Consider the following 20,463-nt stretch of genomic DNA (forward strand, 5'->3'; position numbering starts at 1 on the left):
ACCCTCCACTAATGTCTCGCCCCGGAGATCCATTCTGCATAGCGCAGCACCTGATTGTGGATTTGTACATTTCTGCAGATGACTATCTGCGTCATTACAAAGGGCAGGTATCCCAGGTGGTGTGCGAAGCCCGCGACGGCCGGCTGCTTCCGCATCGATTGTGACGACGCCAACAAACTGGTGTCAGTACAGCGCATCGCCTGAACCCCCTCTTAAGTCTGCACCGGGCGGGTGCTATACTGCGCGCCGTCTGAAATGGAGCGCCCCCATGTATAACCTGATTCGCCGTGCATTATTCACCCTCAGTCCGGAAACGTCTCATGACTTCAGTCTGGACAGTCTGGGGGCTTTGCAGCGTCTGGGAGTGTTGGGGGCATTCAGTAAAACCCCGGAAGGACGTCGAAAAAGCCTGTGGGGGATCGAGTTTGAAAACCCGGTGGGGTTGGCCGCGGGGCTCGACAAAAACGCCGACTATCTGGATGCGCTGGGAACGTTGGGCTTCGGGTTTGTTGAAGTGGGCACGGTAACGCCTCGCCCGCAACCTGGTAACCCACAGCCACGGATGTTCCGGTTGCCCGAACATCAGGCCATCATTAACCGGATGGGGTTTAACAACAAGGGTGTCGACTATTTAGTGGAGCGGGTAAAACGCAGCCACTACAGCGGTGTTATTGGCATCAACATCGGCAAGAACAAAGACACCCCGGAAGACGAGGCCCTGGCCGATTACCTGACCTGCCTCGATAAAGTATACCCCCATGCGCATTACGTTGTGGTGAACGTATCGTCACCCAACACGCCGGGACTGCGTAACCTGCAATTCGGTGATGCACTGAACCGGCTTCTGGCTGGTTTGAAAGAGCGTCAGCAACGTTTGACGGCTGAGTATGGTTTTAAACCTCTGCTCATTAAAATCGCTCCGGATATGGATGCGGCTGAAGTACACAGCGTAGCCCAGGCTTTGGTAGAATTTGAGGTCGATGGTGTCGTGGCAACCAACACTACCTTGTCCCGCGATGCCGTCTCGGGTCACCGCTTTGCAGAAGAAAGTGGCGGGTTGAGTGGCGCGCCCTTGCTTAAGGCATCTACCGAGGTCTTGTTCCAGTTACGCGAAACCTTGCCCGCGACGATGCCTATCATCGGCGTTGGAGGTATCTGTTCAGCACAGGATGCCCGCCAAAAGTGGGCAGCCGGGGCTGATCTCATTCAGATATACAGTGGGTTTATCTACCAGGGGCCAGGCCTGATACGGGATTGTGTGAAAGCTTCTCTGTATCTGGGGGATGACGGTTAACAAGGTGGAAGCGAGACGAATAGCCCAGTATATGATGAAGGGGTAGGGGGATACATTTACAAAAAAGCCGGCAAAGTGGCCGGCTTTTGAGTCAAGGGTAGTGTTACTGGATGAATAGGGTCAGTGGGGCATCAGTACTTCGTTGATACGGTGTATACCGCGTACGCCTGTGAAACCGTCCCACTGGTCGGATCGTCCTTCACGCCACCCGTTCATCCACTCCTGATGGACCTCGGGTTTGCCTTCGGGACATAAACTTTTGGATCTACCCTCAAGACCAGCCATGTAGCCTTTTTGATAAGCACGTCCTAGCGGGTCACGTTTTTGTCGCTTCATAAATAGACCTCTCTTTCAGTCCATGGGATTAAACCCGGCTATCCGAGCCGAGCGCAGTGAAGCTCTCTTTGCTAATGTCCTTCTGGTACTGTTGTATCGAAAATTGGCCATCGGTGTCGATGATCAAATCAGTCTAAAGAGACTCGTTTTAAGTGCTCAATGTCATAAAATGGTGGTTGTAATCGCAACACTGCTCTGGAATGGGAGCTGTAAGGTGAGCCACCTAACCCTGTTCGTGGGTTTTAATAAACTCTCGGCAGTTCTTTTTGGTTTTTTATAGAGATATTGTCTAACCATGCTTTCAGACGCTGTTCAAACGCCTCACAACGAAATCTGGATCACCTGCCCGAATGGTTTTCATGGCTTGTTGAAGCGGGAAATTACCGACATAACCGGTGTTGTCCCGCGCGACTGGGCTCGGGGTATGGCGCTGGATGCATCCCTGATTGAGGCGTATCGCCTTTGCTTGTGGAGCCGTCTGGCCAACCGGATATATCTGCCATTGGGGCAGTCCGATGACATGAGCATGGATGGACTGAAACAGCTGGTAGACAGCATCGACTGGGATCAGCACGTACGGCCCTCGGGCACCCTCAAAGTTGATTTTCAGGGGCATTTACCGGGCATCGACGACTCCCGGTACGGCGGGCAGAAGGTTAAAGACTTCATTGTCGACCAGATGCGCGAGCGCCACGGGGTGCGCCCGGATGTCGACCGAGATGCACCGGACATCAGCGTGGTGGTGTTGATCGGACGCAAACGAATTGATCTGGCGCTGGATTTGTCGGGTGATTCGCTGCACCGCCGGGGCTATCGCCGAGCCACCGGGCCAGCTCCGCTGAAGGAAAACCTGGCGGCGGCCTTGTTGCTGGCCGCTGGCTGGCCCGAGCGGGCTCGTGCCGGTGAAAGCTTTATTGATCCGCTGTGTGGCTCCGGTACCGTGGTGATCGAGGCTGCCATGATCGCAGCCGATTTCGCTCCGGGGTTGCTGCGCCCACGCTTTGGCTTTGAAGGTTGGCTCGGGCATGACCGGGAGGCATGGAACGGCTTGCTGGCAGACGCGCGCGCCAGGCGCCAGGAAGGCGAGGAAGCCATGGTCCCGGTGCTTGGCTATGATGCCGATGGCGGGGTGGTGGCTCGTGCCAATGAAACCCTGGAGCGGCTGGGCCTTAGTCGTCAGACCCGGTGTTATCACAAACCATTGGCCGACTGGTCGCGACCGACTCATTTAACGCTTAAGCCGGGCCTGGTGGTAACCAACCCGCCTTATGGTGAGCGGTTGGGTAATAAACCCGAGTTGCTGGCTCTGTATCATCGGTTGGGGAGTATTGCCCAGTCAGAATTGGCAGACTGGACGGTAGCGCTACTGACCTCCGATACCGTCTTGGCCCGGGAAACCGGATTGCGTGCCGCCGAGAAACTGCGCTTTTTTAATGGCCCGATTGAAACGCATCTGTATGTGTTTCCCGTAGGGGAACGCACCGCGCATCACCCCAGTCAGCAAATCGCACAGGACGACGCTTTGCGCAATCGTCTGTTAAAAAACATGAAATTGAGGCAGAAATGGCTGAAAAAGGAAAATATTGAGGCTTATCGCCTGTACGATGCAGACTTGCCGGAATTTGCGATCGCCATCGATTGCTATGGCGACAGTCTGCATGTTCAGGAATACGCACCACCCAAGGAAATTCCGGAAGAGAAAGCCCGGCAACGGCTGATGCATGCTCTGGCTGTGTTGGGCGAGGTCACGGGCGTCCCGGCTGAGCGAACCGTGCTCAAGCAGCGTCAGCGTCAGCGCGGTAACCAGCAATATGAGCGCAAAGACAGCGCCGGTGACGTCTTTACCATTGCCGAGCATGGCGTGAATTTGCAGATCAACCTGCGTGACTATCTCGATACAGGGGTGTTTCTGGATCATCGGCCGACGCGGCTGTGGATTCAGCAACACGCGCAAGGCAAGCGCTTCCTGAATTTGTTCTGCTATACCGGCGCGGCGACTGCTCATGCCATTGTCGGCGGCGCCGTCAGCACCACCAGCGTTGACCTGTCACGTACCTATATAAACTGGGCAAAAGACAATCTTCGTCACAATGGCGGCCAGGTCTCGGGCCACCATCGGTTTATTCAGGCCGATTGCATAACCTGGATAAACGAGAGCCGTGAGGAGTTCGATCTAATTTTCATGGATCCGCCGACGTTCAGTAATTCAGCGCGAATGACCGACACGCTGGATATCCAGCGAGACCATGTGAGTCTGATCCGGTCGGCCATGGGCGTGTTGGCCAAAGACGGGGTGCTGATCTTTTCCAACAATTTCCGCAAATTCAAGCTTGCCCCCGAACTGCAGGAATCGTTTGACGTTAAAGACGTGACTCAGGTGTCGATCCCCTTCGATTACAAGCGGTCACGACCACACCAGTGCTGGCATTTTCATCACAAGGGTTAAAAACGCTCTCACAAGTCCGGCTAGTAATGGCTGATTTGGCAGAGCAGGGCGCTCAGGGCTTGGGCACAGTACACCGGAATACAACGAATTTCGGATGCTGGCTCACAGCGGTGACCCGGGTGAACCAGCGTTTCAGCGTCTTGTGGTAATTGAGATGACGGTTGCCGACGACCCAGAATTCGCCCTCTGCAGACAAGGCAGACGCGGCCTGTTTGAACAGACTATGGGCGATGTCTGTGGTCAGCGTTGTGCTTTGGTGAAACGGCGGGTTGCACAGTATCAGCGGTATTGCCGATAACCCGAGCCGGGTAAGGCCGTTGGCATGATGAATCTGCACCGGGTACCCGTTGCGTTCAGCGCTGGCTGCCGCAGAGGCCGTGGCCTGAAGGCTTTCGTCGATCAGGATCGCCTGACTTGTGGGGTGACGTCGCAGATAGCTCAGGGCCAGTACGCCATTACCACATCCCAGATCCACCAGACGATCGACACTTGGTAGCTGATCGAATTCCGCCAAAAAGGCTAGGGCACCGGGGTCTGGTTTGGCTTCGCTGAAGCAACCGGGCAGCGCCACCAGTGTCAGGCCATCAATGCTGTATTCCTGTGCTGATATGGGCGCCTGCTTTGGTACCGGGTCCGCAAGCGTGACACACCGTGCTTTCTTAACCGCCAAACCAGGGTCAACGCTGCTGAAATATTGCTGCATAACACCCTGGTGGCCACGGCTCAGGTGTTTGACCATGCCCAAGACCCAGCATTGCCCATCGGGTGTCAATCGCTTGCCTATCTCGCTAAGTTGCCACTCGAAGAGGGTCAGTGACTTGGGCGCCTGGAGGATAACCAGACGGTATTGATCTCTCAGTTCAGTGGGAGACTCGATGATGCGCGGTGCTGCCGCCTTGTGGGCTGCAAGGTTATGGTCCAGAGCTTCCCGGCCCATGGCGCTGTCGTTCCACCAGTCCAGGTTCTTCACAGATAACGCGGTCGCCAGCGCGCCAAAGGCATCGTTGACCAGTAACCAGGGGCCTTCTGCATTGCTGTACTGCTGCAGACGCTGCAACGCCAGCTCATCGGCAGCGTTGAAGGCCTGAAGGGACGGTGCTGGCGGTACCCGGTTCAGCGTCAGTTTGGTCAGATCGCTAATCATCAGGTTCTGACCAGGACCAGGCCAGCTTCCATATGGTGCGTATAGGGGAACTGATCAAACACCGCTGCCGCGTCTATGCGGTAATCTGAACCCAGTGCGCGTACATTCTCGGCCAACGTTTCGGGGTTGCAGGAAACGTAGACAATGCGCTCGAAGTGCCGGGCCAGTGCCAGGGTGTCTTCATCGAGCCCCGCGCGGGGCGGGTCTACCAGCAGGGTTTTGAAATCGTAGTCCGATACGGTCCATTCACGCAGCCGGCGAGATTCAGTTCGTCCCAACCAGGCGTTGGCAAAGTCTTCACTCGACATCCGGGCGATGGTCAGGTTGTCGATGCCGTTGGCCTCAATGTTGTGTTGGGCACTTTGCACAGAGACCCTTGAGATCTCCGTACCCAAGGCTCGTTTGAAATTGGCTGCCAATGGAATCGAGAAGTTACCATTGCCACAATACAGCTCCAGTAAGTCGCCCTCACAGCCGCGGGTGTGCTGCTGTGCCCAGCCGACCATCTGTTCACAGACGCCAGCATTAGGTTGGGTGAACGAGTTTTCATATTGACGGAAATAATAATCCTTCCCCTGAATGGTCAGGGTTTCGTTTACATAATCCCGAGACAGCACCAGACGCTGTTTCCGGGCCCGGCCGATGACCGGGAACCCCCATTGTTCCTGCCAGTAACGGCCGCGAGCTTCCCAGGCGTCATCCAAGGTCTTGTGGTAGATCAGGGTGATCAGCGCATCGCCTTGCTGGGTGGTGATGAACTCGATCTGAAACAGTCGTTCGCGCAACGCAGGGTCCTGGTGCACACTGGCGCGAACCTCTGTCATCAGGCGGTTTAGCAGTTCGCTGGCGACCGGGAACTGGTCAACCCGCACCGGTACTTTGGGGTCGGCCGGGTCAAACATGGCGTACCAGGAATCGTCCCCATCGTGCCAGAACTTAAACTCGGCCCGCATGCGGTAATGGCTCGGCTCAGACCGAAACACCTCGGGCTCGGGCAGCTCGATACCGGCAAACAGCGTTTTCAGGCGCTCAACTTTCTCGGCCAGTTGCGTTTCGTAGTGTTCGGGGGCGAAGGGGAAGGGCATGTACAGTCCAGTTCAGGATTTGGGTCGTCATTTTAGTTATTCCTAACCCTCAAACCAATTTATACCGTTATCTTCAATGATGGTCTTTCTTCGTAGTCGAGTAGACAGTGAATCAGTATAATCCCGGCCCTCAATCGGGCTTGTTAACCCGACGCTCACTATAAAATACTGGAGTTTGCGTGACCCAAGAAGCTTCTCGCCCCGCACCGGCCACTAAGGCCTCCGACCCACAGCAGGTTTTAGGGGATATCCCGGCCTTTCTCGGTAACCGCACGCCTCAGTCTTGGGTGTACGCGGCGCTGGATAACCTGACTGTATTACTGATCGACCATGCCCAGTGCGAGAAAAAAGCCGCTTCCGCAGCCATTTCGATGATGTACAAATACGTCGATCGCCGGGAACTACTGTCCAAAATGAGTAAGTTGGCTCGTGAGGAGCTGGTTCATTTCGACCAGGTACTGAAGCTGATGGATGACCGAGGAATTCAGTACACCCATCTGACGGCAGGTCGTTACGCGGGTGCTTTGCACGAGATTATTCGCAAGAGCGAACCAGAAAAACTGGTGGACCGGCTGATCCTGGGCGCTTTCGTTGAAGCACGGTCGTGCGAACGATTTGCAGCGTTGGTGTCTGAATTGTTCAGCCGGGGTGATGAGGTGCTGGGCCGGTTCTATTTTTCATTGCTGAAAAGCGAAGCCCGGCACTATCAAGATTACTTGACGCTGGCACGGCAGTATTCCGAGACGGATATCACAGATCGGATTGCCGCTTTCAGGGAATTGGAAGCCAGCCTGATCGAATTGCCAGACGATACTTTCCGTTTTCATAGTGGTGTGCCGGGCTAGGAACCATTGTACCCTCTCTCGGCGCGGTGGACTGTAAAGTGCCGTAGCATCAACCACTGGTCGTCGTTAACGTCAGCTTTGCCCGAACTTTAGCTGAGTAATACTGAACCGGTTGAGCGTTTTTACGTTCTGTTCGAATTGCAGATACCAGCCCATTTCATCCCAATCCCCCATCACCAGTCGTTCCCGGGTTGGCTCTTCATCGGCTGCTATCGTATGCCAGTCTGCCATGTGGGTATGGCCATGAATCAGACCTGCATGTTGGGTGCCTCTTAGAGCTCGCCTAACGGCTTTCTGATTCACATCGATGTAGCGGGGTGTCTCTGTTTTGTTGCGGTTTTTACTGGCCTTACGCAGGCGCTCGGCCAGCTTGAGCCGCCAGGCCAGACGCAGGCGGCGCAGGATGCCCAGCATCAGGGGTGATTGAATAATGGCGCGATAACGCTGATAGCCCCGGTCATCGATACAGAGACGATCCCCATGGCTAAGCAGCCAGGTGCTGTTGCCAAGCTGAACTGGCGTAGGGTCGGGCAGCAGGGTGGCGTTGCAGCGTTTGGTGTAGTGCTGCCCAAGAGCGAAATCGCGGTTGCCGACCATTAGATAGACCGCGGTGGTTTTACTCAGGCGGTGCAGTCTATCGGCTATGTCGTCGTGCAGGGGAGTGCTGGCATCGTCACCAACCCAGTACTCGAAGAAATCCCCGAGAATGAACAGGGCTTCCTGCTGGCTGGCGACTTCGTCCAGAAAAGCATAAAACGCCCGGACCAGGTCCGGGCGTGACTCGCTCAGGTGCAGATCCGAAATCAGGACCGCACGGCGGTGGTGAATCATCGAATCAATCCAGAATAACGGCTTTTTCGATGATGACGTCTTCGGTTGGAACGTCCTGGTGGCCTGCTTTGAAGGTGGTTGGCACGGCTTTGATCCGGTTAACCACGTCCATGCCGTCAGTGACCTCACCGAAAACCGCGTAACCCCAGCCATCGGAGCTCTCGGATTTGAAATCCAGAAAGCTGTTATCGGCAATGTTGATGAAGAACTGGGCCGTGGCTGAATGCGGATCCGCGGTGCGGGCCATGGCAATGGTGCCCACAGTGTTCTTCAAGCCATTATTGGCTTCATTGTCGATGGGTGCACGGGTGGAGCGTTGTTTCATGCCGGGTTCAAAACCACCTCCCTGGACCATAAAGCCGTTGATCACCCGATGGAAGATCAGGCCATCGAAAAAGCCCGCATTGACATACTCGGCGAAGTTGGCGCTGGTGTTGGGCGCTTTTTCAGTGTTCAGGGTCAGGGTGATGTCACCCAGGTTGGTCGTTAGCAATACGTTCACAGGCTGTCCTCGGGTTATTGCGTGAGATTAAGGTGCAACCGCTTGGTTGCTATTAATGTGTTTTCCATCAGTGTGGCTACGGTCATCGGGCCGACACCGCCGGGTACTGGTGTAATCCAGGCGGCTTTTTCCGACGCCAGTTTATAGTCCACATCACCGGTCAGTTTGCCGTCCTCTGTTCGGTTAATGCCCACATCGATCACGATGGCGCCTTCTTTGATCCAGTCGCCCTTGATCAGGCCTGGCCGGCCAACGGCCGCCACCAAAATGTCGGCCCGGCGTACATGTTTTTCAAGGTCGACCGTAAACCGATGGGCACAGGTTGTCGTGCATCCGGCCAACAGTAACTCCAGTACCATGGGGCGGCCAACGTGGTTTGATGCACCAACAACAAGTGCCTCCTTGCCACGCAAATCGACCCCGGTTTCATGCAGTAGCGTCATGATGCCTTTAGGCGTGCAACTGGCCAGCATGGGTCGGCGCTGTACCAGGCGGCCAGCGTTGTAAGGGTGAAAGCCATCAACGTCTTTATCCGGACGAATACGCTCCACGACCGTGTCTGCATTCATATGCTCGGGCAGTGGCAACTGCACCAGTATCCCGTCAATGGATGCATCGTCATTAAGATCGTCGATCAACGCCAGAAGCTGGGCCTCTTTTGTAGAGGTTGGTAAATCGTAGCTGACCGACTTGAAGCCTACTTCGTCACAGGCACGACGTTTGCTGCCTACATAGACTTCGGATGCCGGGTCTTCGCCAACCAGAATAACAGCCAGGCCAGGCGGTCGAATTCCCTGGCTGGTAAGGGCGGTGACTTCTTCGGCCACGCGAGCACGCACGCGGCTCGCCGTCGCCTTACCGTCCAGTATTTTTGCGGGCATGGAGAGGTTCCTTGGAAGTTTTGCGGATTTTCGCATGCCCGTCTGGGTCGGGCAAGGAAACACACTCAGTTCAAGGTTTGACCGAATAGCCTGGAAATGGGGCTATCGTCTTGTTTTTCCTGAATTTTTTTAAAAAAGTGTTTGACGGCACCCCAGCCCGTCAGTAATATGCGCCCCACGTTGACGAGACGTACTGATCGGAGCATAGCGCAGCCTGGTAGCGCATCTGGTTTGGGACCAGAGGGTCGGGGGTTCGAATCCCTCTGCTCCGACCATTAATTAGTAAGGTGTCGTCTCGGTGGGCAGGCGGTTTCGCCGCTCTGGTAGCGTGGCCTTTTGGGATTACGCGCCCGTAGCTCAACCGGATAGAGCCCTCGCCTTCTAAGCGAGTGGTTGCAGGTTCAAGTCCTGCCGGGCGTACCAGTCTCGTAACGATGATTTGTGGTGGGCGTAGCTCAGTTGGTAGAGCCCTGGATTGTGATTCCAGTCGTCGTGGGTTCGAGTCCCATCGTCCACCCCACTTATTATTTCAGAAAAGGCCGGTCTCCGGCTTTTTTTGTATGTGCGCGAAAAAAATCGGGTGAGGCACCAAGGCGCCCGACGAATATCAACCATTGGTTGAATCAAGAAATGTCAGCCGGGCGGGCCGGATACCGTTGACTGGGCTTGAATAGTACCCTCATCACCCCTACATTAACCGCCCCTGATTAAACCTAATGCATAGATCGGGCTTTTTACCGGTCATTACCTTATTAAGAGCAAGAGGAAGCCTCATGCAAGTGTCTGTCGAAGCGACTACCGGTCTGGAACGCCGTCTGAAGGTGGGTGTCCCCGCCAGTGAAGTGGATAATGCGGTTAGTGAAAAGCTGAAGCAAACAGCTCGCCGCGTACGCATCGACGGTTTCCGTCCGGGTAAAGTCCCTGTGTCAGTCGTCAAACAGCGTTTTGGCGATGGTATTCGCGCTGAAGTATTGCAGGAAGTAGTGCAGAACAACTACGCCAGAGCCCTGACCGAAGAGAAGCTGACGCCTGCCGGATCTCCGAGCATCGAATTCACCCAGGATAAAGCGGGTCAGGACGTTGAGTTTGTGGCCACCTTTGAAGTATTTCCGGAAGTGAAACTGGCTGAATTCGACGGCTACGAGTTCGACAAGCAATCGGCTGAAATTGCTGACGCCGACATTGAAGACATGCTGGCCAACCTGCGTAAGCAGCGCGCCGAATACAAGGTTGTCGACCGCGCAGCCGCCGATACCGACCAGGTCAAAATTGATTTTGTCGGTAAAGTAGATGGCGGAACGTTCGACGGCGGCAGTGCTGAAAATCAAACCCTGGTTCTGGGCTCCAAGTCCATGATTCCGGGCTTTGAAGACGGCATTGCTGGCATGAAAGCCGGTGAGACCAAAGCGGTCGACGTAACCTTTCCTGAAGAATACGGTAACAAAGAGCTGGCTGGTAAAGCCGCTGTATTTGATATTACCTTGAACGAAGTAGCCGAAGCAGAGTTGCCCGAACTCGACGAAGCCTTTTTTGAAGCCTTCGGCAGCAAAGGTACCGACCTGGAAAGCTTTAAGATCGAAGTGCGCCAGAACATGGAACGCGAAGCCCGTAGTGCCCTTCAGGCCAAGCTGAAAAACGATGTAATCGAGAAGCTGGTCGAAGACAATAACCTGGACGTACCATCAGCCCTGGTTGACGACGAGATTGGACGCTTGCAGCAGCAAGCCGTGCAGCAGTTCGGTGGCGGTGCCCAGATGGACCCGTCCAGCCTGCCCAAAGAACTGTTCCAGGACCAGGCTGAGCGCCGGGTAAAGGTCGGTTTGCTGATGAATGAAGTGATCAACAGTGGCGAACTGAAAGCCGACGACGCAGAAGTGCGCGCCTACATTGAAGATCAGGCTTCTGTCTATCAGGAGCCTCAGCAGGTAGTCGATTATTACTACAGCAATCGCGAACTTTTGAATCAAGTTCGCGCTGTGGTTGTTGAAAACGCAGCAATCGACTATATCCTGAGTAAATCCAAGGTGAACGAATCCACCGTAAGTTACCAGGACGCTGTTAAGAACAAGGCGGCACAAGGCTGAATGCTGGTGCCGGCTCTGATGTCGGCAGCATGAGGCAGCAATGAGAGTTGGCGCTTCCTTGGGGGTGCCAACTTTTTTGTTTTTTGAATACCAGGAGTCGAATCAATGTCAAAGTTTGATGCCAACGGGTCCGCGCCCGATATTATGAATGCCAGCGGTCTGGTGCCTATGGTCGTTGAGCAGTCGGCTCGGGGTGAGCGGTCTTACGATATCTATTCGCGACTGCTGAAAGAGAACGTCATCTTTCTGGTCGGCCAGGTCGAAGACCACATGGCCAATCTGATTGTCGCTCAGCTGTTGTTTCTGGAAAGCGAAAACCCGGATAAAGACATTTCCCTCTACATTAATTCACCGGGTGGCTCGGTCACCGCTGGCATGGCTATTTACGACACCATGCAGTTTATCAAGCCCGATGTTAGCACCATGTGCATTGGTCAGGCGGCGAGCATGGGCGCGCTGTTATTGACGGCAGGCGCCAAAGGCAAGCGCTTTTGTCTGCCCAATTCGAGAATGATGATTCACCAGCCGTTGGGCGGATTCCAGGGCCAGGCGTCGGACATTGAAATTCATGCGCGTGAAATTCTGGAAATGAAACACCGTTTGAACGACATCATGGCGTATCATACCGGTCAGCCGCTCGACGTTGTCGAGAAAGACACCGACCGCGATAACTTTATGAAAGCGGAAGACGCGGTCGCCTACGGGTTGGTCGATAAAGTCATGCAGAGCCGGAATACTGGCTGAGTGTGAAGAAATCGCTAAAATACCTTTGAAATCAATCGGTTGATCACGGTTACCAAACAACCACAGTGGTTTTCCTGAAAAAACTTGCAATATCGGAGCTGTGGTTTCATCTTTAATCGAGCATCCGTTACCAATGGAGTAGTTGAATGGCCGACGATAGAACCGGAAAAGGCGAAGACGGTAAGTTGCTGTATTGCTCTTTCTGCGGAAAGAGCCAGCATGAAGTCCGTAAGCTGATAGCCGGGCCTTCGGTGTTCATTTGCGATGAGTGTGTCGATCTGTGTAACGACATCATCCGCGAAGAGCTGCAGGACAATGGTCCGAAGCACGAAAGCAGTAAACTGCCGACTCCCGCTGAAATTCGTGAAACGCTGGACGAATACGTCATTGGCCAGTCACGCGCCAAAATGGTGCTTTCCGTTGCCGTTTATAATCACTACAAACGCCTGCAGTACGGTGAGCACAACGACGACGTTGAGCTGAGTAAATCCAATATCTTACTGATTGGCCCTACCGGCAGCGGTAAAACCCTGTTAGCCGAGACGCTGGCGCGGATGTTGAACGTACCGTTCACCATTGCCGATGCGACCACCCTGACCGAGGCTGGTTATGTGGGTGAGGATGTCGAGAACATCATCCAAAAACTGTTGCAGAAGTGTGACTACGATGTCGACAAGGCTCAGCGGGGAATTGTTTACATTGATGAAATCGACAAGATCTCACGCAAATCCGACAATCCATCCATTACCCGGGATGTGTCGGGTGAGGGTGTTCAGCAGGCGCTGTTGAAGCTGATTGAGGGTACTGTCGCTTCAGTACCGCCTCAGGGCGGGCGCAAGCACCCTCAGCAGGAATTTTTACAGGTCGATACCGGCAATATCCTGTTTATTTGTGGCGGTGCCTTCGCCGGTCTGGAAAAAGTCATTCGCAATCGGTCTGAAAAGGGTGGCATTGGATTCAGTGCCACCATGAAGACCAAAGATGAAAAGCGGAACCTGGGTGAAACGATTGCCGATGTGGAACCGGAAGATCTGGTTAAATATGGGCTGATTCCCGAGTTTATCGGTCGTTTGCCGGTGGTCGCCACCCTGACTGAGCTTGATGAAGACGCCCTGATCCAGATTCTGACTGAGCCGAAAAACTCTCTGGTGAAGCAGTACCAGAAGCTGTTCGACATGGAAGGCGTCGAACTGGATTTTCGCATCAGCGCGCTCAAGGCCATTGCTCATAAAGCCATGGAGCGTAAGACCGGAGCCCGTGGTTTGCGCTCCATCCTGGAGAATGTGCTGCTCGACACCATGTATCAGATTCCCTCGGAAACCGGGGTATCGAAAGTGGTTATCGAAGAGAGCGTCATCAGGGGTGAATCCGAACCTTTGCTGATCTACGAAACTCAGGACAGCAAAAAAACGGCTGGTGGTCAGCACGACTGATCTGAAAGCGGGCTTTAGGGCCCGTTTTTCGTTCCAGTATGGTGCGCTCCGCCGGTCCGGTGTTCTAACAGGATTGGCAAAAGTTTTATTGCCCTAAGCTCTTGATTTGGTGGGCCCAGACGCCATTATCATGTGAAATCTGAACAGTTTTCGAGGTTCCCATGGAGCATTCTGACTCCCCGGCAGGCGATCCCATAGTATTACCGCTGCTTCCTTTGAGAGACGTGGTGGTTTATCCGCACATGGTTATTCCGTTGTTTGTGGGTCGCGAGAAGTCAATTGCGGCCTTGCAGGCCGCCATGGATGACGGCAAGAAAATATTGCTTGTAGCGCAGCGTAACGCCTCTGACGATGAGCCCGACCAAGGCGATTTATATCATGTCGGTACTCTGGCGACGGTGTTGCAGTTATTGCGTTTGCCCGACGGTACGGTAAAAGTGCTGGTTGAAGGCGTTGATCGGGTCAAAATTGATCAACTGGAAGAGAACGAAGAATATATCAAGGGTTATGCCACCCTGATGACCGGCGGTCAGCTCAGTGATCGCGAAAGTGAATCGCTGGTACGTCTGTTGATGTCCCAGTTTGACAAGTACGTTCAACTGAGCAAGAAAGTACCGTCCGAAGTCATCACCTCGTTAAACAGCATCGAGGAGCCCGGTCGTTTGGCCGACACCATTGCTGCGCATTTATCCCTGAAGATCGATGAAAAGCAGCAGGTTCTGGAGTTGTCTGGTGATCGTGACCGGATTGAGCATCTGTTATCGGTTCTGGAAACCGAAATCGACTTGCTGCAGGTTGAAAAGCGCATTCGTGGTCGGGTAAAAAAGCAAATGGAGAAATCCCAGCGCGAGTATTACCTGAACGAACAAATGAAGGCGATTCAAAAAGAGTTGGGCGACCTGGATGAAAGCAATCCCAACGAAATTGAAGAGCTGGCCAGTAAGATCGACAATGCAGGCATGCCCAAAGAGGCGTTGGATAAAGCCAAAGCAGAATTGAACAAACTGAAAATGATGTCGCCCATGTCGGCGGAATCGTCAGTGGTACGCAATTATCTGGATTGGATGATCAGCGTCCCCTGGTCAAAAAAATCGCGGGTTCGACACGATCTGAAACGCGCTCAGGAAGTTCTGGAAGAAGACCATTACGGCCTTGAGGAAGTCAAGAAGCGCATCCTTGAGTACCTGGCTGTTCAGCAGCGTGTGAAAAAGGTAAAAGGCCCTGTATTGTGTCTGGTTGGACCGCCAGGGGTAGGTAAAACCTCTCTGGGTCAGTCCATCGCGCGTGCCACAAACCGGAAATTTGTTCGCATGGCGCTGGGTGGCGTTCGGGATGAGTCGGAAATGCGCGGCCATCGCCGCACCTATATAGGCTCAATGCCCGGTAAGGTTGTCCAGAAACTGGGCAAGGTAGGGGTACGAAACCCGCTTTTCCTGCTTGATGAAATCGACAAGATGGGCATGGATCATCGTGGTGATCCAGCCTCTGCACTGCTTGAGATTTTGGATCCGGAACAGAATCACACCTTCAACGATCATTACCTGGAAGTAGACTATGATCTGTCGGATGTGATGTTCATCTGTACCGCCAACTCGATGAATATTCCGGGACCGTTGCTGGATCGGATGGAGATCATTCGTATACCGGGCTACACCGAAGATGAAAAAGTGGCCATTGCAGAGAAGTATTTGTTACCGAAGCAATTGAAAGCCAACGGTTTAAAGCCGAACGAACTGAACCTGACTTCAGAAGCAATTTTTGATTTGATTCGCTATTACAGCCGGGAAGCTGGTGTCCGGGGGCTGGAGCGTGAAATTGCCAAGGTAGCGCGCAAAGTAGTCATGGCCAATGTGCTGGAGAAAGAAACCAGAATCACCACCGTTGACGGCGACAATCTGGAAGAGTATTCCGGTGTACGCAAATACAAGTTCGGGCTTGCTGACAAAGAGAATCAGGTCGGCATGGTGACCGGCCTGGCCTGGACCTCGGTTGGTGGCGAGTTATTGAACCTGGAAGCGACCTCGGTGCCTGGCAAGGGCCGCACTGTACAAACCGGTTCCCTGGGTGACGTGATGAAAGAATCTATTCAGGCAGCCATGACCGTGGTGCGCAGCCGGGCACAAAGTTTGGGCATTATGCCGAACTTCAGTGAGAGCTGTGATATCCACGTACACGTTCCTGAAGGGGCCACACCTAAGGACGGACCGTCCGCAGGTATTGGCATGGCTACTGCTTTGGTCTCAGTATTGACCCGGATTCCGGTTCGGGCTGACGTTGCCATGACCGGCGAAATCACGTTACGAGGGCAGGTATTACCCATTGGCGGCCTGAAAGAAAAGCTGCTTGCCGCTCGCCGTGGGGGTATAAAAACCGTTATCATTCCTATGGAAAATGTGCGGGATTTGAAGGAGATACCGGATAATATCAAGAAAGAACTGGATATTCGTCCTGTTGAATGGATAGATGATGTGTTAAATGTAGCCTTGGAACGAAATCCGACGCCATTGACCGATGCCCAGGTGGAAGCGGAAATGGCTAAGACTCGCTCTGAAAACCAGACATCATCTAGCCTCAGCACTCACTAGAACCGCTTGACAGTGGAATTTTGAGGCTGGTATAAAGTGAGTTCGACATGAATCGAATGCACGGGCTGAAAAGCACAAACAAATAACAAAACAGGTGCAGGGTGCTTTAGTAAGCGCAATACCCGGGTGAAAATCCAGGCGTTGCCAGGGACATAAAACTGCATCACAACGAAGTTAAAGGGGAATAGTGTGAACAAGTCTGAACTGATTGATGCTGTAGCGGCTGCGGCTGACATTCCAAAAGCGGCTGCTGGCCGTGCACTGGATGCAATGATTGACTCTGTTACTGACACGCTGAAAAGCGGTGATCAGGTGGTGCTGGTTGGTTTTGGTACCTTTGGTGTTAAAGAGCGTGCGGCCCGTACCGGTCGTAACCCTCAGACTGGCCAGCCGATTGAAATCAAAGCGGCCAAGGTGCCTAGCTTTAAAGCCGGTAAAGCGCTGAAAGACGCGGTAAACTGATCGAAGGGCTCCAGGCGAGGGCGACACGCCCTCCCTCGAACCCGGTTTGAACCGACAGCGTGTCAGCCCTGATGCGCTTTTTTTTTATCTGAATATCCGTAGTGTCCAGACGGGGTGGGAAGCTAAATGCTCCAGTTTTTCCGTAATGCAGCCAAGGGAGTGACGGGGAAGGTTATTGTCGCCGTTATCGTCGTTGCCTTTGCTTTTTTTGGTGCCGAGTCCATCGTCGGCATTGTGAACAGTTCCGACCCGATTGAAGTGAATGGTGAAGGCATCAGTGATGTCCAGGTGCAGAGACTGGTTCAGGAACGTCAGCAGCAATTGATTCAGCAGTTGGGTGAGAATGCGACCCCTGAATTATTGAACTCTGCCTTTATCCGGCAATCCGTTGTCAATGCACTGGTCAACGAAGAAATTCAGCGTCAGGCGACGGTCGATTTGGGCCTGACGGTTAGCGAAGCAGAAGTTAATCAGAGCATAGTTTCCATCGGTGCATTTCAGTCGAACGGTCGATTTGATGAAGAGGCGTTTCGCCGTTATATCGCGATCAATGGCTTTACCCCCACTACGTTTCGCAGCCAGTTGAGCAGTCAAATTCGACTGGAACAAATGCAAGCGGGATTGGTGCAGTCAGCGTTCGAGCTTGAACGTGATGTAGAACGATCGGCAGCACTGGAAAACCAGCGTCGTGAAGTCACTTATCGCCGGTACAACGCAGAAGACTTTCTCGGTCAGGTTGAAGTCACCGATGAGGACGTTCAAGCCTATTACGATGCCAACAGCGACCAGTTTTTGAATCCGGAACAGGTTCAGGTTCGCTATGTCGTGCTGAACCAAAGTGATTTGATCCCGGATATGGTGGTCACGGATTCGGACATTGAGAGCCAGTACGATCGCTACGTTGCTGAAACCGAGGCCGAAACCTTACGTGAGGTTTCCCATATTCTGTTTGCCGCGAGTGACGACCCGATGGCAGCGGCAGAGGAAGCCCTGGCACGCATTGAGGCCGGTGAATCCTTTACCGATCTGGCCGCTGAGCTGTCTGATGACCCTGGCAGTTCTCTGGACGGTGGATTTCTCGGGGAATTGAGCGAAGGGCTCTACGTCGATGAATTCTACGATGCTGGCTTGAAATTGCAGAATGTAGGTGACGTCAGTGACCCGGTGCAGACTGAATTCGGGGTGCACCTGATTCGTCTGGAAACCTTGGAGCAGGCCAACATCGAGTCTATGGATGAGGTTCGGGATACGCTGGAGCAGGCGGTCCGCGAGCGTAAAGCACGCGAAGAGTTTGGGTTGCTCGAAACCGACATGGCGGATATTGCCTTTCAGAGTGACCGGATCGAAGAGGTTGCAGAATCTTTCAATACGGGCGTTCAGACATCCGACTGGATTAACCGCAACAGTACCTCCGGCATCGCAGCCTCTGCTTCATTCGTTACAGCGGCGTTCTCCAACACTGTAGTAGACGATGGGCTGATCAGCGATGTGGTACGTCTCGAGAACGGTGGCCTGGCTGTCATGCAGCTGGAAGCCTATGAGCCGGAACAGGTGCAGGCACTGGAAGATGTGCGTGACCAGATAGTCGACATTGTGACCAATGAACAGGCTACCGAGCTGGCAGAACAGGCCGCGACCGATGACTTGAATCAAGTAAGATCGGAAGGTGTTGTAGCTGATGATCGCTGGGCTTCGCCTACTGTGATCGATCGTGACAACACCGAACTGCCCTCGAATCTGGTGCAGTTTAGCTTTGAATTGCCGCGCCCGGCGGCCGATGACCTTGCCGTTGAACGCTTCACCGCCGGCGAAACCGTCTATCTTGTTGCGGTGTTGTCAGTAATGGAAGGCGAGGTCTCTGACGATGTTCGCCAGTCGGTCGGCGACTATTTGGCTCAGCGTACTGGACAGGCTGATTATCAGAGTTTCTTTAACGCTCTGCGCACCTCAGCAGACGTGCAGATCAGCGGGGCTTTGTCCCAGTAAGTAAAAGGTATCTGGCTGACCGATGCGGTAAAGGCGTCGAGTCAGCTATACTGTGCATTGCAAAGGCCGCCTGAGCGGCCTTTTTTAATGGCGGGAGCCAGACATGAGTTCACAGCATCAGAAGCTGACCCAGTTACTGGATGAAAATGCCATCACGGAAGAGGACTTCGCTTATTGCCTGGGGATCGAGCCAACCCAGGCGGTCAGACTGTGTTCCGGCAAAAAGGCGTTAACCCCCAAACTGGCCCGTCAAATAGAACAGACGTTCTCCAAGCCCGCTTATTGGCTGGATGAAACGAAGGCAACGGCACAGAACACCGGGCCAAGTTTTGATCTGTTCGGATAGTCGGGAGGGTTCTATTATGAACGAGGAGCAGAGCTCGTCATTGAGTGATATCAGGCTGGTAGCCTTTGATGTCGACGGCGTGTTAACCGATGGTCGGTTGTATTACGGGCCTGAAGGTGAATCGCTAAAGGTGTTTCATGTTAGAGACGGGGTCGCTTTGAAGGTACTCCCCGATGTGGGCATTGAGGTTGCCGTGGTGTCCGCAAAGGACAGCCCGGCGCTGCGAGCCAGGCTCAGTGACCTGGGCGTTCAGCATGCGTTCGTGGGGTGCCACGACAAACTGCACCGCCTGCAGGCATTGTCTGACGAACTGGGGCTGGCACCCCATCAGGTGGCCTTTGTCGGGGATGACCTGGTGGATCTGAAAGTAATGGACTGGTGTGGGTGCGGGCTGGCGCCTGCTGACGCCTACAGCCTGGTGCTGGAGCGGGCCGATAGGGTATTAACAGTCAGCGGCGGGCAGGGCGTTGCGCGCTGCGTGGCTGACCTGATTCTCAACGCCCAGGGGTTGTATGATCAGGCCTATAGCCTGGCAGCAGACGCCCATTTCGAACGGAAACGGGACTCTGCTGCCCAGTAACTCCCTGCCAATGCCCGCCCTGTTAGCCGGTAATTAAGTCGGGCTGACCTTTAATGAAGTCATCCAGTGCCTTCATTTGCGCCAGGAAAGGTTTTAGTTGCTCCAGGGGCAGGGCACTGGGGCCGTCGCATTTGGCCTGGTCAGGGTCCGGGTGTGATTCCAGGAACAAGCCAGCGATTTTCTGCGACATGCCAGCCCGGGCCAGATCCGTTACCTGAGCCCGCCGGCCATCGGCCGAGTCGGAACGCCCGCCGGGCTTTTGTAAGGCATGGGTCACGTCAAAAATAACCGGGTACCCGGTTTGTTTCATGATGCCGAAACCGAGCATATCGACCACCAGATTGTTGTACCCGAACGAGGTGCCGCGTTCGCACAGAATCAGCTGATCGTTACCGGCTTCCTCGCATTTACGCAGAATGTGCGCCATTTCATGAGGGGCCAGAAACTGGGCTTTCTTGATGTTGATGACGGCGCCGGTTTTAGCCATCGCCATGACCAGATCGGTCTGACGGGACAAAAAAGCCGGTAACTGAATCACATCGGCGACCTCGGCGGCAGGCTGACACTGATGGGGTTCGTGCACGTCGGTGATAACGGGCACATTGAAAGTTTGTTTGATCTCCTGCAGTATCTTCAATCCTTCGTCCAGACCCGGTCCCCGGTAGCCAGCGATCGAACTGCGATTGGCCTTGTCGAAACTGGCCTTGAAGATGTAGGGAATGCCCAATTCTTCGGCGATCCTGACATACTGTTCTGCCATGGTCATCGCCAGATCCCGGCTTTCAATGACGTTGATGCCGCCAAACAGAGTAAACGGCTTGTCGTTACCGACGGCCAGGTTTTGAACAGAGATAGCACGCTGTTGCATAACAGTGTCCC

General features: G+C 54.0%; 19 protein-coding genes and 3 tRNA genes. 15 read left to right on the forward strand and 7 right to left on the reverse strand.

Annotated features, from left to right (window positions below):
- Nucleotides 1-11: 11 nt before the first annotated feature.
- A complete protein-coding gene (locus WEB54_RS04000; protein ID WP_368053471.1) occupies nucleotides 12-164 on the forward strand; it encodes a DUF2835 family protein in 153 nt (50 codons plus the stop codon).
- Between the two features lie 104 nt (nucleotides 165-268).
- On the forward strand, nucleotides 269-1,294 hold the full coding sequence (locus WEB54_RS04005; RefSeq protein WP_368053473.1) for a quinone-dependent dihydroorotate dehydrogenase: 1,026 nt from the start codon (nucleotides 269-271) through the stop codon (nucleotides 1,292-1,294).
- 120 nt (nucleotides 1,295-1,414) lie between these two features.
- On the opposite strand, the gene rmf is transcribed toward WEB54_RS04005, so the two are convergent.
- Nucleotides 1,415-1,630, reverse strand: a complete 216-nt coding sequence (gene rmf / locus WEB54_RS04010; RefSeq protein ID WP_368053475.1) for a ribosome modulation factor — start codon at nucleotides 1,628-1,630, stop codon at nucleotides 1,415-1,417.
- Between the two features lie 295 nt (nucleotides 1,631-1,925).
- On the opposite strand from rmf, the gene rlmKL reads away from it, so the two are divergent.
- Nucleotides 1,926-4,076, forward strand: a complete 2,151-nt coding sequence (gene rlmKL, locus WEB54_RS04015; protein ID WP_368053477.1) for a bifunctional 23S rRNA (guanine(2069)-N(7))-methyltransferase RlmK/23S rRNA (guanine(2445)-N(2))-methyltransferase RlmL — start codon at nucleotides 1,926-1,928, stop codon at nucleotides 4,074-4,076.
- Nucleotides 4,077-4,128: 52 nt separating this feature from the next.
- Here rlmKL and WEB54_RS04020 read toward each other — a convergent pair whose 3' ends face one another.
- The gene (locus WEB54_RS04020; protein ID WP_368053479.1) at nucleotides 4,129-5,220 is read right to left on the reverse strand and encodes a class I SAM-dependent methyltransferase; all 1,092 of its coding nucleotides are present in this window, start codon (nucleotides 5,218-5,220) and stop codon (nucleotides 4,129-4,131) included.
- A complete protein-coding gene (gene trmA / locus WEB54_RS04025; protein ID WP_368053481.1) occupies nucleotides 5,220-6,305 on the reverse strand; it encodes a tRNA (uridine(54)-C5)-methyltransferase TrmA in 1,086 nt (361 codons plus the stop codon). Before trmA ends, WEB54_RS04020 begins: the two co-directional genes overlap by 1 nt.
- 248 nt (nucleotides 6,306-6,553) lie before the next feature.
- Between trmA and WEB54_RS04030 the strand changes: the two genes are divergently transcribed.
- Nucleotides 6,554-7,150: a tRNA-(ms[2]io[6]A)-hydroxylase gene (locus WEB54_RS04030; RefSeq protein WP_368053529.1), complete on the forward strand. Its 597-nt coding sequence runs from the start codon at nucleotides 6,554-6,556 to the stop codon at nucleotides 7,148-7,150.
- A 72-nt stretch (nucleotides 7,151-7,222) separates the two neighbouring features.
- On the opposite strand, the gene WEB54_RS04035 is transcribed toward WEB54_RS04030, so the two are convergent.
- From WEB54_RS04035 to folD, 3 genes are read right to left on the reverse strand one after another with little or no spacing between them, the layout of a single operon-like run.
- Complete coding sequence (locus WEB54_RS04035; RefSeq protein ID WP_368053483.1) at nucleotides 7,223-7,981, reverse strand: UDP-2,3-diacylglucosamine diphosphatase; 759 nt, start codon at nucleotides 7,979-7,981, stop codon at nucleotides 7,223-7,225.
- 4 nt (nucleotides 7,982-7,985) lie between these two features.
- On the reverse strand, nucleotides 7,986-8,483 hold the full coding sequence (locus WEB54_RS04040; protein ID WP_368053485.1) for a peptidylprolyl isomerase: 498 nt from the start codon (nucleotides 8,481-8,483) through the stop codon (nucleotides 7,986-7,988).
- Nucleotides 8,484-8,497: 14 nt separating this feature from the next.
- The gene (gene folD, locus WEB54_RS04045) at nucleotides 8,498-9,364 is read right to left on the reverse strand and encodes a bifunctional methylenetetrahydrofolate dehydrogenase/methenyltetrahydrofolate cyclohydrolase FolD (protein WP_368053487.1); all 867 of its coding nucleotides are present in this window, start codon (nucleotides 9,362-9,364) and stop codon (nucleotides 8,498-8,500) included.
- 198 nt (nucleotides 9,365-9,562) lie between these two features.
- On the opposite strand from folD, the gene WEB54_RS04050 reads away from it, so the two are divergent.
- The 11 genes from WEB54_RS04050 (at nucleotide 9,563) to WEB54_RS04100 (ending at nucleotide 19,584) form a co-directional block, all read left to right on the forward strand.
- A tRNA-Pro gene (locus tag WEB54_RS04050) sits at nucleotides 9,563-9,639 on the forward strand.
- Nucleotides 9,640-9,710: 71 nt separating this feature from the next.
- Nucleotides 9,711-9,787 (forward strand) — tRNA-Arg (locus WEB54_RS04055).
- Between the two features lie 21 nt (nucleotides 9,788-9,808).
- Nucleotides 9,809-9,884 (forward strand) — tRNA-His (locus tag WEB54_RS04060).
- A 253-nt stretch (nucleotides 9,885-10,137) separates the two neighbouring features.
- A complete protein-coding gene (gene tig / locus WEB54_RS04065; RefSeq protein WP_368053489.1) occupies nucleotides 10,138-11,448 on the forward strand; it encodes a trigger factor in 1,311 nt (436 codons plus the stop codon).
- A 105-nt stretch (nucleotides 11,449-11,553) separates the two neighbouring features.
- Entirely contained in the window at nucleotides 11,554-12,192 is a 639-nt protein-coding gene (gene clpP, locus WEB54_RS04070) for an ATP-dependent Clp endopeptidase proteolytic subunit ClpP (protein WP_368053491.1), read from the forward strand.
- Between the two features lie 146 nt (nucleotides 12,193-12,338).
- Nucleotides 12,339-13,625 carry an ATP-dependent Clp protease ATP-binding subunit ClpX gene (gene clpX, locus WEB54_RS04075; protein ID WP_368053493.1) on the forward strand — a complete coding sequence of 429 codons (1,287 nt, stop codon included), beginning with the start codon at nucleotides 12,339-12,341 and terminating at the stop codon, nucleotides 13,623-13,625.
- A 161-nt stretch (nucleotides 13,626-13,786) separates the two neighbouring features.
- A complete protein-coding gene (gene lon, locus WEB54_RS04080; protein WP_368053495.1) occupies nucleotides 13,787-16,210 on the forward strand; it encodes an endopeptidase La in 2,424 nt (807 codons plus the stop codon).
- 189 nt (nucleotides 16,211-16,399) lie between these two features.
- Nucleotides 16,400-16,672 carry a nucleoid-associated protein HU-beta gene (hupB, locus tag WEB54_RS04085; protein ID WP_028669965.1) on the forward strand — a complete coding sequence of 91 codons (273 nt, stop codon included), beginning with the start codon at nucleotides 16,400-16,402 and terminating at the stop codon, nucleotides 16,670-16,672.
- Between the two features lie 126 nt (nucleotides 16,673-16,798).
- On the forward strand, nucleotides 16,799-18,658 hold the full coding sequence (locus tag WEB54_RS04090) for a SurA N-terminal domain-containing protein (RefSeq protein ID WP_368053497.1): 1,860 nt from the start codon (nucleotides 16,799-16,801) through the stop codon (nucleotides 18,656-18,658).
- A gap of 103 nt (nucleotides 18,659-18,761) precedes the next feature.
- On the forward strand, nucleotides 18,762-19,004 hold the full coding sequence (locus tag WEB54_RS04095) for a transcriptional regulator (protein WP_368053499.1): 243 nt from the start codon (nucleotides 18,762-18,764) through the stop codon (nucleotides 19,002-19,004).
- A gap of 16 nt (nucleotides 19,005-19,020) precedes the next feature.
- Nucleotides 19,021-19,584 (forward strand): KdsC family phosphatase, encoded by a 564-nt coding sequence (locus tag WEB54_RS04100; protein ID WP_368053501.1) that lies wholly within the window; start codon nucleotides 19,021-19,023, stop codon nucleotides 19,582-19,584.
- Nucleotides 19,585-19,606: 22 nt separating this feature from the next.
- On the opposite strand, the gene kdsA is transcribed toward WEB54_RS04100, so the two are convergent.
- The gene (gene kdsA, locus WEB54_RS04105; RefSeq protein ID WP_368053503.1) at nucleotides 19,607-20,452 is read right to left on the reverse strand and encodes a 3-deoxy-8-phosphooctulonate synthase; all 846 of its coding nucleotides are present in this window, start codon (nucleotides 20,450-20,452) and stop codon (nucleotides 19,607-19,609) included.
- Nucleotides 20,453-20,463 lie beyond the last annotated feature (11 nt).

This window comes from Saccharospirillum sp., assembly GCF_040881935.1.
Taxonomy (GTDB): domain Bacteria; phylum Pseudomonadota; class Gammaproteobacteria; order Pseudomonadales; family Natronospirillaceae; genus Saccharospirillum.